The following is a 15,317-nucleotide window of genomic DNA, read 5'->3' as shown; positions in this document are numbered from 1 at the left end:
ATCGTATCGTCTTTCTCCATAAGGGCATACTTTTGCAATGCCGTACGAACAACGTTAGCCACCGCACCTTTCTGACAATCACACAATTCCTGAGCCCCTTTCACATCTCCCCGACTCAGACTTTCCTTCACTTTCCGGATAAATTGCGATAAATTACCACGGCCCCGGGCTTTCCGTATAGCAAAGAAACGTTCTACACTCAGTACCAAGACAGTCAGTAATAAAGTTTGTATCACCGGCACAATCATCCCGCCTTTGTAAATCGTACCCATTAAATTTCCGGGTATAGGCTGATTATTCGGATCATTGTTCATAAAATTCGCCGGATTTCCCAACACATAATGGAAAATCGCCAGAGCCAATATAAAACAAGCAATTAAGACAAAACCTGCGGAGCCAACTCCTTTGAACGATATATTTTTTTTCATGACTTTTAGCTTAAAAATTATAGTATATACCTTCCCCACCTCAGAACGATCGTCCTGACTCAATTCTTTCACCTTATTATTATGAAAAATAAAAAAAGAATCCGAGGAATTCCGGGAATCATCGAAGAAAATCCGACGGAATAGTTTCCTCCCGTGCCGCTAAATAATCAATTTATGAAAATAAATATAGGCTCCCTGAACATAGCGTTCGGCCAATACACATTTATAACTTTCCGTGTAAAAAAACGATTTGACAGGAATCCGAAAGTTTTTAGAAATGATAAAAGCCAACCGAAAGAAATCACGGCAATAATCCCGTCCTTCGATTTTTATCGTCTCTACCCGGCAAATACTGGAGAAAGTATCCATCATTGCCGAATAAATATCCTGAGAAGAAGTAATCGATTGGTGGGTGATATTTACCGTCGCTGCCTGCCCCCCATCGAGCAACCGTTCAGCCACAGTATCTTTGCTGAATAATCCTATTCCCGGAAGCAGGAATAAAATCAGAATCAACAAATATTTCCCCCCTTGTTTCATATCGTAATATTTTACTCAAAATTAGAAAATATATTTTGGATAATAAAAATAAAAACCATCAAATTTTCGGAAAATTTTAATTTCTCCACAAAAATAAAATTCATATCATTTTAAGTTTATTTAAACTTATTTTCATTACAATTTTTTAGTATCCATCGTAAATTTACAGAATTAAATAATGGTTTGTAAAATATTACTATGGCTTATATCGACTATTATGGAGTGCTGGGTGTCAGCAAAACGGCATCTCAGGACGAGATCAAAAAGGCTTTTAAAAAACTGGCCCGGAAATACCATCCGGACTTAAACCCGAACGATCCGACAGCAAAACAAAAGTTTCAGGAGATCAACGAAGCGAACGAAGTACTGAGCGATCCTGAAAAACGGAAAAAATACGATGCTTACGGAGAAAACTGGAAACATGCAGATGAATTCGAAGCTCAAAAGCAACGTTATCAGCAACAAAGCCGAAGTGGCGGTGGCGGTTTCGGCGGTATGGGTGGTGGCTACTGGTCCTCTGCAGAGGGAGGAGGTTTCAGCGGTAACTTCAACGGAAACGAAGGTGAATTTTCCGATTTCTTCGAATCCCTATTCGGTCAACGCCGGGGAAGCAGCCGAAGAAGTTCGGCTGGATTCAAAGGGCAGGACTTCAATGCCGAATTGCATCTTTCTTTACGCGATGCCGCAGAGACCCACAAACAAATCCTGGAAGTCAACGGTAAAAAGATCCGGATCACCGTGCCGGCGGGAGTAGCCGACGGACAGACGATCAAACTGAACGGACAGGGAGGCCCGGGGATGAACGGTGGACCGGCAGGCGATTTGTATATCACTTTCGTTATCGGCGACGATCCGGTATATAAACGCGAAGGTGACAATCTGTATATGAATGTCCCGATCGACCTCTATACCGCTGTATTAGGCGGAGAACAGATTATCGAAACCTTGAACGGAAAAGTGAAGATGAAAATCAAGCCCGAAACACAAAATGGGACAAAGGTACGCCTGAGAGGAAAAGGGTTTCCCGTATATAAACAGGATGGACAGTTCGGGGATCTTTTTGTCACTTATGAAGTGAAGATACCGACTCATCTCACAGAGAAGCAGAAGGAATTATTCCGGGAATTACAAAACTCCTAACTTAAAGATCGTTCAACTATGGATACAGAATTAATTATTTTCAACGAATATTGCCAAAAGAGCCATACCGACCCGACTTTTATTATTTCGCTCGAAGAAGGAGGGTTGATCGAAATACGCACCGTCGACGGCGAACGGTATCTTCTCGCCTCCCAGCTCCGGGAACTGGAAAGATATAGCCACCTGTATTACGATCTCTCGATCAATATCGAAGGCATCGACGCCATTCATCATATGCTGGAACGCATGGAAAGGCTGCAACAGGAAGTGAGCTTCCTCCGCCGTCAGCTCCGCCGCTTCCAGACAAAGGATGATTTTTTTCAGGAAGAATATTGATGATAAAACTAATTTTATTCCTCACAAGTTACCTTTTTCTGAGAACAATGGAGAAATGGAACAATGAAAGAAAAGCAAACTTTAATTCTCCGTTTCTCCTAATTTATGGTAGGTATATTTCGTTACTCATTCGTCTCCGGTGATCGGAATTGGCGACCCGGTCTGACGGTATAAAGCCCGGAATCGAAATAGAAAGAAAAAAAATTCAACCTAGCATTATTTTTCCTAAAGCCTAAGGATTATGAAGGGAAAAAACTATTTTTGCTCACAGATCAAAATTAATGTAATTCATACACTTTAATCCGGGATTTCCTGACTAAAAACCAACTGATGAAAAGACATTTCATTTTATTCCATTTCATCTTGTCGACCGGCTTCGGCAGCTGGTCTGCCCAGGCACAAGGCCAATCCGATCATTTTGTTCTTCCTCCGGGAAAAGCTATTTATCAACCGAAAGAATTTGCAGGCCAGGATTGGTATTCCGACACTTCCCGCTACTCCTACCGGCGCATGTCCTGTACGGATAATCTGGCCATATTCTGGGAAAAAGGATTCGGGAACGATTTAGCTGCTCCTCCCGATTTAGAGGGACATCCGATGGCTGTGGATCTGGAAAATCTGAAATATCAACTGGAACGTTTTTACCTATTTTACCGCGACTCCCTGAAATTCGTCAAACCAGGATCGCAAAGTGAAAAATACCGGATGATGTCGATGATTCAATATTCTCTGGAAGGGACGGCCTATGGCGGCGATTACGACCAGGTGATCGGTGCTTTCTGGGCTACTCCGAACCGGCTACAGGACAAAAAATTAAATGCTGTGGCTCACGAACTGGGACACAGTTTTCAATTACAGTCGATCGCCGACGGAGAAGGTGTCGCCTGGGGAGGTAACGGGATTTTCGAAATGGGAGCTCAATGGATGCTCTGGCAGGTCAACCCCCACTGGATCGATGACGAGACCTATCACTGGGATGCTTTTAAAAAGAATACCCACAAAGCTTTTCTGCATACGGAGAACATTTACCGTTCGCCTTATATACTCGAATATTGGAGCGAAAGGCAAGGTTTACCATTTATCGGCGAATTATTCCGGCAAGGCAAGAAAGGCGAAGACCCGGTTATGACTTATAAGCGGATGCAAAATCTATCCCAGGAACAATTCAATGACGAAATGTTCGATGCTTATCAGCACCTGATCAATTTCGATTATAAACGGGTATTTTCCATCACCCGCCCATGGGCCAATTCTTTCCCGGATTTCAGGAGCTGTCTGGAAGAAAAAGAAGACGGCTGGTATCAGGTGAGGAAAGCCTGGTGTCCTGAAAATTACGGATTTAATGCGATCCACCTGCAAGTCCCGGCAGCCGGCACAACCGTACAAATCACCTTTGCGGGCCTAACCCCGGCCGGACAAGATTATAACATTCAATCACCGGAAAAAGCAGGCTGGCGTTATGGTTTCGTCGGAGTCACCGCAACAGGACAGACAATCCGGGGCAAAGTACACAAAAACCGTAAAGGAAAAGTCAGTTTCAAAACCCCCAAAGACCAACCTTTAAGCCATCTTTGGTTCGTCGTCATGGGAGCTCCTGCCGAACACCGGATGAACCCGGGATGGAATCCCCAAGGTCCTCAGCCAACCGATGCCCAATGGCCCTATAAAATAAAGGTAAAGGGAACGGAAATCCTTTGATAAATAAAACGGTGCCCGCAGTAAAACACAGGCACCGTTTCCTTTCCGGCTATCAGCTTCTCAATACCTACAATCCTTTCGCTTTTTCTCCAAGCAAATCCTGCACAACGACGTCCAATTCAGCCCCCCTTACCCCTCCGCATACGATCTTCCCTTCCGGGTCGAGCACGATACAATAGGGAACTCCACTCACCTGATATTCTATCGCAACCGGTCCTTTACGTCCTTTCTGATCACACAGCTGGTGCCATTGCATACCCTCCTCTTGTACCGCTTTTTTCCAATCTGTATCCCGCTCGTCGATCGACACACTGATCATATTGAAATCTTTGCCGCACACTTCATAAAGATGTCTCAAATGAGGTATTTCACCCCGGCAGGGACTACACCAGGAAGCCCAGAATTCAAGCATATTGTAAGCACCCGGTTTCATATATTCCGAAAGCGGCACATTTTCTCCTTTCAGATTTTTCAGAACGATATCATGATAAGTCCCCCCACGGGCCACACATCGCATCCGCTCTGCTGTCTTTTTTACATCTCCCATCATGGAGGCATTTTGCAGGGCAGGGGTAAAGCCGTTCATCAGCCCGTCGATCTCCTCCACCGTCATTTCCGACCGGGTTGAATTCAACAAATTATTCGCCAGTAATAAAGATACAACAGAATTGTTGTGAACTTTGATAAATTCCCCGGTAGCTTCGTTCAACCGGGCTTTGACACGATTCAGTTCCCGGACGATCTTCATGCCCTTTTCCGTATTGAAAATTCCATCCAGGGCCGGCACATGATATACTTTCAGGTATTCATTCCACAAAGCCGTTTTCCTTTCTGACAATTCCTGTACAGAGGTTTTATATGCCTGATACAGATCCTGTGTGGGAGAACCGGTCAGCGTAACGTTGTGTTCCTTATTTACCGGTTCCCAGTAATAGCTCGGCATACTGTCCATCTGACACTGGAATTCCATAGCCGTATTATCCGCAAAAAAACGATAAGCCTTTAATGTCTTTTTGCGCTGATTGGGTTCATCGGGAGTCATATCGACTACTAAACGGCAATATTTCGGATACTCGAAAGTCCTGGTTCCTTCCAGCTGGAATTTTTCATCTTTGATTACGGTAGAATCCAGCAATACGTCGGGATACGTATCGATATTATACAGTTTGACCACATACCCGTCCAGAGCTCCCGGTAATGAACCGTTTATCCGATATACCCGGGGTTGATGACAGGCCATACACAAGCCGGTCAAAACGATAAAATACAATAGTTTCATAGTTGTAATTTTTTATTTAACGGTTAATTTCTGACATTGTTTTGCGATCTGTTCCAGATCCAGCTGGTAATATTGCCGGTAATATTGTATGACCAGATCGTATTTTTCCTGCAAGCGGGACCATTTTTTCATATCCGCATCCCGTTCAGCCTTCTCTTCCGTCAGGATCCAGGCGACAAAAGAAGCCCAGTCTGCATAAGCATAATCACTGGTGGCAGAAGCCCCGAAAGGAGACACAAATCCGCATTTTTTTCCGATTTCCCGGTTATAATTATTCGAATAGTCCAGACAAACATCTTCATCTGTTTCATTTTCATAGTAATATAATCCTTTGGAGATTGCTCCAAAACGTTCCGGCAACGGAATACCTTTGTAAGTGGTATAAGACAAACCCCGGAAGAACTCATAAAAAATCCCCCATTTCCATCCTTTCAGGTTATCCGTAAACTTATCGTCGGTATCCTGGCTGTTATCCAGGTAGCCGTAATAGAGGATCCCCTGCATTTCTTCCGTCTTGGTATTGGAGAAAATTCTATTCCCATTCTCATCCTTGTATTTATTATTTCCGGGATTGATTTTTACCAAAACCTGCCGTCTGTAAAGTCCGCTACTTACCATCTCATCAGGCAGCAGGGCGAAGAAACCCATCAACAAGGTCAGGAATTTTTCAGCCACTGCTTCGTCTGCAGCCTGCATCGGAATCGCTTCCGGATTATTTGCCGTAATCCCATTCACCTGGGTATAACCAACCTCCGTTTTCAGGGCCTCCTCTCCACTCAGATTATAGTAAATATGTAAATCGTACTTCTGATAAAGGGCATAACACATTTTCTGCGCTTGGGAAGGACCGTCCAGGATGGCAGGCACAGGCCCTGTATACTCCCACATGGCTTCGGGGGTATCCTCTTTGGTACAGGCCATAGTCCCCCATATCAAACAACAGTAACAGATCATTTTATATAGACTCATTCGTTTCATAGCTCTATCATTTTAACGTGGATTACTACCGATTCCGGGATTCACACTCAGTTCCCTCTTCGGAATTTGCAATACATAGCGGGGATCATCTTTTTCCAGACGGGCCACCTGATTTTCATAGCCGATACGTTCCATAGCAGGCCGGGTTGTCCGTCTGAGATCGAACCAGCGGTGTCCTTCCAGACACAATTCACGGCGGCGTTCCGCTTCTATGAATACCAACAGGGAATTCTGATCGAAATCCGCAGCTTTCAGGTCTGTATAAGTCCCCTCCCGGAATTTTTCAACCCTCAGTCGGTTCAGATACTTTACAGCCTCCCCTATCCCGTTCTCTTTATGGGCATAAGCTTCTGCCAGAATCAGATACATTTCTTCAGTCCGGATCACCCGGGTATAACCACTGCCGGCATCCGGTCTCATTACACTGCTGATGTTCGGGATATATCTGTTTTTGGCATAGATCAATTTGGGTTTTCCCCTTAAAGAATAAGTCTGCATAAAGTAATAACGTCTCACATCGTCCGGCTCATCTTCATACTCAGCCGCCAGTTTTTTATTGACACTGAAGGTTGAAATAAAATGATACCATCCCAAGGCAGGCACAATCTCACTTATTCCATTTACAAACAACACATTATCATTATCTTTCGCCAAATAATCCTTTCCCCACACCGTCGAAGCATTCCAGCTGCTGACAAAGTTATTATCCATACTGAGGCGGAGTCCTGCCTCATACAGGTTGAATATCGCCGGATTTTCCCGGATGACCTGTTCAGCACACACAATGGCAGAATCCCATTGCTGCATATAGAGATACACCCTGGCCAGCAAGGCACGGGCCGACAAAGCATCGAATTTCAGTTTGGCAGGCTTGGAAACCGGATTAGCCTCCATCAGCCGGACTCCTTCTTTCAAATCTCCGACAATCAGGTCGTATACCTCTTTAACGCTGTTCCGGGTATATGCCTTATCTTCTGCCGCCGTACTCAGATTCAGCGGAATACCGGGATCTGTGGCACAAGTTTCCGGATCATAAGGTTTGGCATACAGGTTGACCAGATAGAAATGGGAATACGCTCTCAAAGCATAAGCCTCTCCCTTGATATTCTGACGGGTACGTTCCACATTCACCTCATTCAGTTCCATCCCGGCAGCCTGATCGATATTTTCCAATACCACATTGGCATAAAAGACACTTTGGTAGAATTTCTCGAAAGCGATATCCCCCCCGGGCATAGTTGTCTCGATATCTTTATTCCACATATAGGCAGCCACATACACATCTCCATAATCGTCCCCCTCCATAGAGTGGTCGGAAGCAATCAGATCCACATCGTCCGAAAGGATATCCAGGTAAGGAACCACCTGTTCTGTCAGATACCCGTAGTTCAGCAACTGATCGTAATCGTCTGTCGTATTGGGTTTCAATTTATTTTGGGGCACCTCTTCCAGGTAAGACTCACAACTGCCGGAAAAAATCCCTCCCAATACGACCAGCATATATAATAATCTCTTTTTCATATCTTTTGTGTATTAAAAGTTTACATTCAATCCCAAGGTAAAACTACGGGGTAAAGGCAGTGAACCGTAAGCCGTCGTTGTATAATTAATGGTCTCCGGATCATATCCTTTCATCCGTTTATCCGCCCAGACAAACAGATTTTGAGCCTGGAACTTCAGGGATATACCTCCCAGTTGACGGTCACCCAGAACAATCTTCTGTACCAACCGGCCGGGAAGCCTGTATTCCAGCATCACATTCCGCAGACGTAAGTAGTCTCCGGGCACTACAGTTTTCTGACTCTTATTGAATATCACTTTGGTGTAATGGCTGTCTCCGCCGGCATGTCCGGACAGGACCGGAATAATCTTCGTTGCTTCATCTCCCGGTTTTCTCCATCTGTCCATGATTTTCCGGTTGGCATTCTGGTCTGCCTTCGGTAAAGAATTATAGGCAAATTCCGGTAGACGGACCTTATTTTTCAGACCGAACGAAAATAAGAAAGACAGGGAAAAATCTTTATACCGGATGACGTTATTGAATCCGCCCGACAATATCGGATCCCGGGTTCCTTCGTATTTCAGGTTATAGATATTGTTGTAAACAGCCTCTTCGATCTCCGGATCGTCTTCGCTCAGGATATTGTTGTTTTCATCGTAGAACAAGGGTATACCGTTTTCATCCAGACGGGCAAAACGATACGAAAACATACCGTTTACAGGTTTGCCCAGAAAGACTTCACCCGGGGTATAGATACTCTTTACCAGACTTTCGGCCTGAGGGGTTATATTAGATTTTACGACCTTATTTTTTACATACCCCAGATTGACGGACGACAACCACGAAAATTGCTTTTTCCGGATAATATACCCCGATACGGACACATCTACTCCCTGGTTTTTCACATCCGCATAATTGACAAATTTATTGAGAAAACCCGTTACAGAAGAGACGTTCTTGGATGCAATCAGGTCTTTGCTATAATCCCGGTAGTAGTCCACATCCAGGGTCAGACGGTTATCGAACATGCCCAGTTCAAAACCGATATTGACCGAGGAAGTGGTTTCCCATTTCAGTTCCGGATTCGGGGCTTGTATAATTTCCATCTGCAACAATTGATTGACTTCGTTCGGAGGTAAAGCAGAAGCAACAATCTGCGGCGTACTCTCCTCCACGATATTTCCCCTTAAACCATAAGAAGCCCGGACGGCCAGGTTATTGACCAGTTCCGATCCCGACAGAAAATGCTCATTGCTGATGATCCATTTCCCGGAAACCGACCACAAAGGCAGATAACGGTACTTCGGATTAGAACCGAACAGATTCGAACCATCGAAACGGATATTCCCGTTGATCACATACCGGTCTTTATACATGGCCGACAGAACGGCGTAATAAGATATATAAGAACGTTCGGGTATATTCCGGGTCATTTTATTTCTGGCCAGATGACCGGTATTCTCTCCCAATGCAGGTTCGTAAAAAATATTGCCCCGGTCGTGCATATATCCCGAACCATTGCTGGTCAACCCCTTATACAGGGTGGTCCTGAACTCCTGTCCGAGCATGGCGTCGATAGAAAAATCTTCTGCCAGGTTTCCCTTATACTCCAGGCTGTTCCGGATCAGGGACGTTCTCTGTTCATAATTCGTTTCATTGTACACTCCTCCGAAAGGCAAAGAGGTCTTATCATATTCTTCCTGGGTATAGTCCCCGAAATCATACCCTCTGATTTCCGCCGCATAGGCACTTTTTTCCTTAGCGTAATCCGAACTGGAGGAATGCGAGGAGGCATAACTGAACAAACCGTTGTATTTTAATCCCTTATAAAGATTTACCGTCAGATTCAGGATCCCTTTCAGGTCGGTCTGGGAAGATTCCCGATGGGTATTTTCCTGTTCGTTCAGTATATTATAGAGATAATATCCTCCGAATGTCTTTTTATAAAAGAAGTAATCGCCGTTTTCATCATATACCGGAATCGTCCGTGAAGTCCGTACTGCATACTCGAACGGGTCGGCACTGGCATGGAAAGTTTCCCGGTCACGGCGCCCTGCCTGTAAAGTGGCAGACAGGCGTACTCCCCGGAACAGTTCTGCATTCAATTTGGCCAGTCCGTTGAAATTCTTATAATCCGTCTGTTTGTCGGCCCCTTGCTCCCCGTCATAACTCAGGGAAACGTAATAATCCGCTTTCTCCGAACCGCCGGAAACACTCAGGTTATGGGTCTGGGTATATGCATTCCGGTACAATAGTTTAAACCAGTCGGTATTCCGGGTTTCCGTCTTTTTCACTTCTTCCCTGAATTGTTGCAGGGTAAGGTTACCCAAGGCATACTGGCTCATCAGTCCTTCCATTCCTACCACTCCGTTGATATACAAACCATCGTCATAGCATTGTTGGGTCAGTTCCACTCTTTCCCGGGAGTCCATCAGGTCAAAATCCCGGTAAGCAGGACGCAGGCTGACAGCTGAAGTGTGTTGATAAGAGATATTGAATCCGTTCCGCTTTCCTTTCTTTGTCGTCACCACGATCACCCCATTGGCTGCCCTCGTCCCGTAAATCGCCGTTGCCGAAGCATCTTTCAGAACTGTGATACTCTCTATGTCGTTGGGACTCACTCCTCCGATAGCGGAGTTGAACATATTCATGACATCCGGGCTATTCAGCTCTGCGACTGTTATAGGCACGGAATTTTCCAGCATCACTCCGTCCAACACCCAGAGCGGATCGGCGTTACCGGCTATCGTTGCCGTTCCCCTGACCCGTATTTTGGGGGCAGCGCCGGGAGCTGCAGAAGTATTCACTACCGACAGGCCTGCCAATTGTCCCTGTAGCATATCTTCGATACTGGAAGCCCCTACCATATTCAGGTCTTCTGTTTTGATAGTCGAAACAGCACTGGTCAACTGCCTTTTCTCGATCTGCTGGTAACCGGTCACAACCACTTCTCCAATCTCTGTAACAGCATCTTTCAGAACTATATTCAACATTTCTTCTCCACGATACGGTATCTCACGCGTTTCCATTCCTACAAACGAAAATACCAGTACCAAATCGGGCAGATCCGCAACCTCCATCCAGAATTTTCCGGCATTATCCGTAGACACCCCGACCGTAGACCCCTGAATCACCACCGAAACGCCGGGCAAGGGTATTCCTTTCGTATCCTTTACCGTTCCCTGTATGACAATTTTCGGATTTTGCTGTTGTTTTACCGGACGGATGACAATCGTTTTATTCAAAAATTCATAGGAATAATCATCCTGCAAAACTTCCTTCAACAACTTACTCACCTCCATTTTACTGTCTGTCAGTTTAATTTTACGGGCAACATCCAGTTCATCGTCGCTATAGAAGATATCATATTTCAACTGTCTGTTGATGGCCGTAAAGATATCTTCCATTGTCAGTTCGTTCAGGTTCAGAGTAACAGTCCCTCTCTGGCCATAAACCGAAGCACTCACCTGAAATATGCCCAGAAAAAAGAAAAAAGTAATCAATTTCATAAGCAGCAACCATTTTTTTATTTTACCTGAACGGCAAAAACAATTCAAATCCTCATTTTTTTTCATAAATTTGTAGATTGAAGTTAATAATGGCCTGTAAATCAGCCTGGCTCAAGGATAGGTTTACAGACGTTATCGATTATCGGGGATGAGAGTCGCGACCTCTTATCCCTTTTAAATTTTACTCACAACGATTTGCTTTCCTTCTACTTTAAAACGGATACCGGTAGTCATTTCCAGAAAACGCAACACCTCGGTGACCGGGCTATGCTTGTTGATGGAACCCGTAAAACGCATTTGTTTTACCTCTTCGTCCTGATAAACCATCGTAAAATCGTACCAGCGTTCTAATTTTTTGACAATCTCTTCGAAAGTGTAAGCCTTGAAATAAAACTTTCCATCGACCCAGGAAGTATATAAACCCGCATCGACCGAAGCCACCTTCCTTTGGCCGGAACAGCGGTCTACGGTATATTGTTCCGAAGGCTTTAAAACAACCGTACGGCCTTGTTCCGCAATCCTGACACTTCCTTCCACCAGAGTGGTTTGCCAATAGTTGTCTTCGCGGTAAGTACTCACATTGAAACTGGTTCCCAACACCGTAATTTCTCCATTCTCAGTCGATACCTGAAAAGGAGCGGTTGTATCTCTGCACACTTTAAAAAAAGCTTCTCCGCAAAGCTGTACTTCCCGCTTACCGGCAGCAAACCGGACCGGGAAACGAATCGTCGTTTCGGAATTCAGCCATACCTGTGAACCGTCGGGCAGCCTCACCATATATTCACCCCCTTTCGGTACGATCAGCGTATTATACGCTGTAATCGTGGAATCTTCCGTACTCCCGGTTTCATATTTCAGCTCTCCCCCTGACGTATCGTTGGTAATCTTTACCCCTAATTCCTCGATATCCCGAATTTCTGTCTGAGTTCCCAGGATAATTCTTTCCCCACTCGCCAATATCAATTCTGCTTTCGAAACGCCCGGTAGAATAACATCCGTCAATTCTCCCGTAACCGGAAGTGCGGACTCCCTGTTATACGTTACCCACCCCCAGACAGAAAAAAATAAAACAGTCACAGCCGCAGCATATCTGCACCAGCCGGGTACGCGCCATCCACCGGCCGTCTGTTTCTCCACCCTCCGCCAGGCCCGGTCGATATCGTACTTCTGCTTCTCCGCAGCTTTCATACTCCTGCGGGAGACCATCATTACATCCAGCATCTGCTTCAGCTGCGGATCATCGTATCCGACCGCTTCTTCCTCCTCTTGTTTATCTCTTCTCCATAAACCAGAAAGCCGTTGCCATAAATCTTCTGAAAATGGTACACTCATGACCTTTATATCTTTAATTTTATATAAAGGCAACTAAGTTTAAAAAACGGGTGAGTGAAAAAGAAAAAAAGTTACTTCATCTCTTTATAAGTTGCACAAGCAATCAGTAACAACAGGTTCGAATTTTTAAGTACAGCGATTTTTTCCCGGATTTCACGATAAGCTTTGGAGATATGTGATTTCACTGTATTCACCGATATGCGGAGCTCCTCGGCTATCTCCAGGTATTTTTTTCCTTCCAGACAACTTTTCATAAACACAATACGGCATTGCTGGGGTAAAGATTGAAGGATATGCTGAATTTGTTCCAACTGGGTCTGTTCTTCTTCGGAATAACCGGATTTCAACAGATCGTCCCAATATTCGGACAGTAAACGGGAATGAGTCCGTTCGACAAGTTGATGTTTCAAAATATTCAATACCCGGTGTTTGACGGCAGAAAAAAGATACCCCCGGAAGGATTCCTGCAAACGGATCGTTTCCCGGTTGTTCCAGATATAGATAAATACATCCTGTACCGCATCCTCGGTTTCACTCTTTTCGTCCAGATAAGTCCAGGCATAATGGCACAAGTCTGTATAATACTTTTGAAACAACTGCTCAAAAGCACTCCGGTCACCCTTTCTGACCGCCCCAAAAAGTTGTAAATCTGGATCTATATTTCCGAAATCGTTCATCGGGGACAAATATAAAAAGTATCTCTTTACGATCAAAGAGATACTTTTATGACAAAAGGCTTCCCGCAATCTGTCAATCAGCGATCAATTTACGGTAACGCACCCGCTTGGGCTGGATATCGCCAAGCTGTGCACGTTTGTGTTCCTCGTATTCAGAATACGATCCTTCGTAAAAGACCACATTAGAATCTCCCTCGAAAGAAAGGATATGGGTACAGATACGATCCAGAAACCAACGGTCGTGTGAGACGACAACAGCACAACCGGCAAAGTTTTCCAAGCCTTCCTCGAGAGCCCGGAGGGTATTCACATCTATATCGTTAGTCGGCTCGTCGAGCAACAACACATTGGCATCGGCTTTCAGGGTAAGGGCCAGATGAAGGCGGTTTCTCTCCCCTCCGGACAACACTCCGCATTGCTTTTCCTGATCGGCTCCGGAAAAATTAAACCGGGAAAGATAAGCACGTGCATTAATCTCTCTTCCTCCGACCCGTATCGATTCCTGACCGCCTGAGATCACCTGATAAACCGTCTTTTTCGGGTCTATATCCTTGTGCGTCTGATCAGCGTATCCTATCCGCACGGTTTGCCCCACTTCAAATGTTCCTTTATCGATACTTTCCATCCCCAGTATCATTTTAAAGAGAGTTGTTTTTCCAGCCCCATTGGGACCGATAACTCCAACGATACCATTGGGAGGAAGGGTGAAATTCAGATCATCGAACAGCAACTTGGAGCCGAAAGCTTTCGCCACATGTTGTGCTTCTATCACTTTATTTCCTAAGCGGGGACCGTTCGGAATAAAAATTTCCAACTTGGTTTCCCGTTCTTTCTGATCTTCATTCAATAATGTCTCATAGGATTTCAACCGGGCTTTCCCCTTAGCCTGCCGGGCCTTGGGGGCCATATTGATCCATTCCAATTCATGTTCCAGTGTCTTGCGGCGCTTACTGGCCTGTTTTTCTTCCAGCGCCATTCGTTGGGTCTTTTGTTCCAACCAGGACGAATAGTTACCCTTCCATGGAATTCCTTCTCCCCGGTCAAGTTCCAGTATCCAGCCGGCCACATGATCCAGGAAATAACGGTCGTGAGTAATACAGATTACCGTTCCGGCATACTGTTGCAAATATTGTTCCAACCAATCGATCGATTCGGCATCCAAATGGTTGGTCGGTTCATCCAATAGCAATATGTCCGGTTGTTGAAGCAGCAAGCGGCACAAGGCAACCCGGCGCCGCTCTCCACCGGAAAGCGTATCCACCACCTGATCCTCGGGGGGACACCTCAGCGCATCCATGGCCCGCTCCAAACGACTGTCCAGATTCCAGGCATCCGTAGCGTCTATCTTATCCTGCAATTCTGCCTGACGATTGATAAGAGCATTCAATTTATCCGGATTTTCCAACACTTCCGGATCTCCGAACTTTTGATTGACCTCCTCAAATTCCTTCAAAGCGTCCACAATATCCTGTACCCCCTCCTGCACAATCTCCTTAACAGTTTTGCCGGATTCCAGCTTCGGATCTTGCTCCAGATACCCTACGGAATATCCCGGAGAAAAAACCACTTCACCCTGATAATCTTTCTCGATACCGGCAATAATTTTCAACAAAGTAGATTTTCCCGAACCGTTCAAACCGATAATACCGATTTTCGCTCCATAGAAAAAAGATAAATATATATTCTTCAACACTTGTTTTTGAGGAGGAAATGTCTTGCTGACCCCCACCATTGAAAAAATAATTTTTTTATCATCCGCCATAATTCATGTAATCTTAATTGTTTTCTGCCCAATCTCCGGCATCGGGTACAAAGATACAATTAAAACGGCGAATTAAATAGGTTTATAAAGTCTGTAAAGAAATTATAAACCTATATAGTCCGACACCCCCGTTCCTC

The 15,317-nt window shown here is 45.0% G+C and carries 11 protein-coding genes and 1 pseudogene; 3 read left to right on the top strand and 9 right to left on the bottom strand.

The window, feature by feature from the left end; genetic code table 11:
- Nucleotides 1–428: pseudogene (locus tag WS34_RS09830) on the bottom strand (MotA/TolQ/ExbB proton channel family protein); the annotation flags it as partial.
- A gap of 159 nt (nt 429–587) precedes the next feature.
- Nucleotides 588–968 (bottom strand): hypothetical protein, encoded by a 381-nt coding sequence (locus tag WS34_RS09825; RefSeq protein ID WP_022160862.1) that lies wholly within the window; start codon nt 966–968, stop codon nt 588–590.
- Between the two features lie 198 nt (nt 969–1,166).
- Here WS34_RS09825 and WS34_RS09820 point away from each other — a divergent pair, with 198 nt between their 5' ends.
- From WS34_RS09820 to WS34_RS09810, 3 genes are all read left to right on the top strand, one after another.
- Nucleotides 1,167–2,108 (top strand): DnaJ C-terminal domain-containing protein, encoded by a 942-nt coding sequence (locus WS34_RS09820; RefSeq protein WP_013610465.1) that lies wholly within the window; start codon nt 1,167–1,169, stop codon nt 2,106–2,108.
- Between the two features lie 18 nt (nt 2,109–2,126).
- Complete coding sequence (locus tag WS34_RS09815) at nt 2,127–2,444, top strand: chaperone modulator CbpM (RefSeq protein ID WP_013610464.1); 318 nt, start codon at nt 2,127–2,129, stop codon at nt 2,442–2,444.
- A gap of 330 nt (nt 2,445–2,774) precedes the next feature.
- Nucleotides 2,775–4,142 (top strand): DUF6055 domain-containing protein, encoded by a 1,368-nt coding sequence (locus WS34_RS09810; RefSeq protein ID WP_046404533.1) that lies wholly within the window; start codon nt 2,775–2,777, stop codon nt 4,140–4,142.
- Between the two features lie 67 nt (nt 4,143–4,209).
- Here WS34_RS09810 and WS34_RS09805 read toward each other — a convergent pair whose 3' ends face one another.
- The 7 genes from WS34_RS09805 to ettA all read right to left on the bottom strand — a co-directional run bounded on the left by WS34_RS09805 (nt 4,210) and on the right by ettA (nt 15,180).
- Entirely contained in the window at nt 4,210–5,421 is a 1,212-nt protein-coding gene (locus WS34_RS09805) for a TlpA disulfide reductase family protein (RefSeq protein WP_022160865.1), read from the bottom strand.
- Between the two features lie 12 nt (nt 5,422–5,433).
- Nucleotides 5,434–6,399 (bottom strand): putative zinc-binding metallopeptidase, encoded by a 966-nt coding sequence (locus WS34_RS09800; RefSeq protein ID WP_286693703.1) that lies wholly within the window; start codon nt 6,397–6,399, stop codon nt 5,434–5,436.
- 12 nt (nt 6,400–6,411) lie between these two features.
- Entirely contained in the window at nt 6,412–7,920 is a 1,509-nt protein-coding gene (locus tag WS34_RS09795; protein ID WP_022160867.1) for a RagB/SusD family nutrient uptake outer membrane protein, read from the bottom strand.
- Between the two features lie 12 nt (nt 7,921–7,932).
- Nucleotides 7,933–11,475 carry a SusC/RagA family TonB-linked outer membrane protein gene (locus WS34_RS09790; protein WP_046404528.1) on the bottom strand — a complete coding sequence of 1,181 codons (3,543 nt, stop codon included), beginning with the start codon at nt 11,473–11,475 and terminating at the stop codon, nt 7,933–7,935.
- Nucleotides 11,476–11,583: 108 nt separating this feature from the next.
- The gene (locus tag WS34_RS09785) at nt 11,584–12,741 is read right to left on the bottom strand and encodes a FecR family protein (RefSeq protein ID WP_195360282.1); all 1,158 of its coding nucleotides are present in this window, start codon (nt 12,739–12,741) and stop codon (nt 11,584–11,586) included.
- Nucleotides 12,742–12,812: 71 nt separating this feature from the next.
- Nucleotides 12,813–13,418, bottom strand: coding sequence for an RNA polymerase sigma-70 factor (locus WS34_RS09780; protein WP_013610456.1), 606 nt, complete (start codon nt 13,416–13,418; stop codon nt 12,813–12,815).
- Nucleotides 13,419–13,491: 73 nt separating this feature from the next.
- Nucleotides 13,492–15,180 (bottom strand): energy-dependent translational throttle protein EttA, encoded by a 1,689-nt coding sequence (gene ettA / locus WS34_RS09775; protein WP_046404526.1) that lies wholly within the window; start codon nt 15,178–15,180, stop codon nt 13,492–13,494.
- Nucleotides 15,181–15,317 lie beyond the last annotated feature (137 nt).

The organism is Odoribacter sp. N15.MGS-14 (assembly GCF_000980245.1).
Lineage (GTDB): Bacteria > Bacteroidota > Bacteroidia > Bacteroidales > Marinifilaceae > Odoribacter > Odoribacter splanchnicus.
This window is presented reverse-complemented; position numbering and strand designations above follow the sequence as displayed.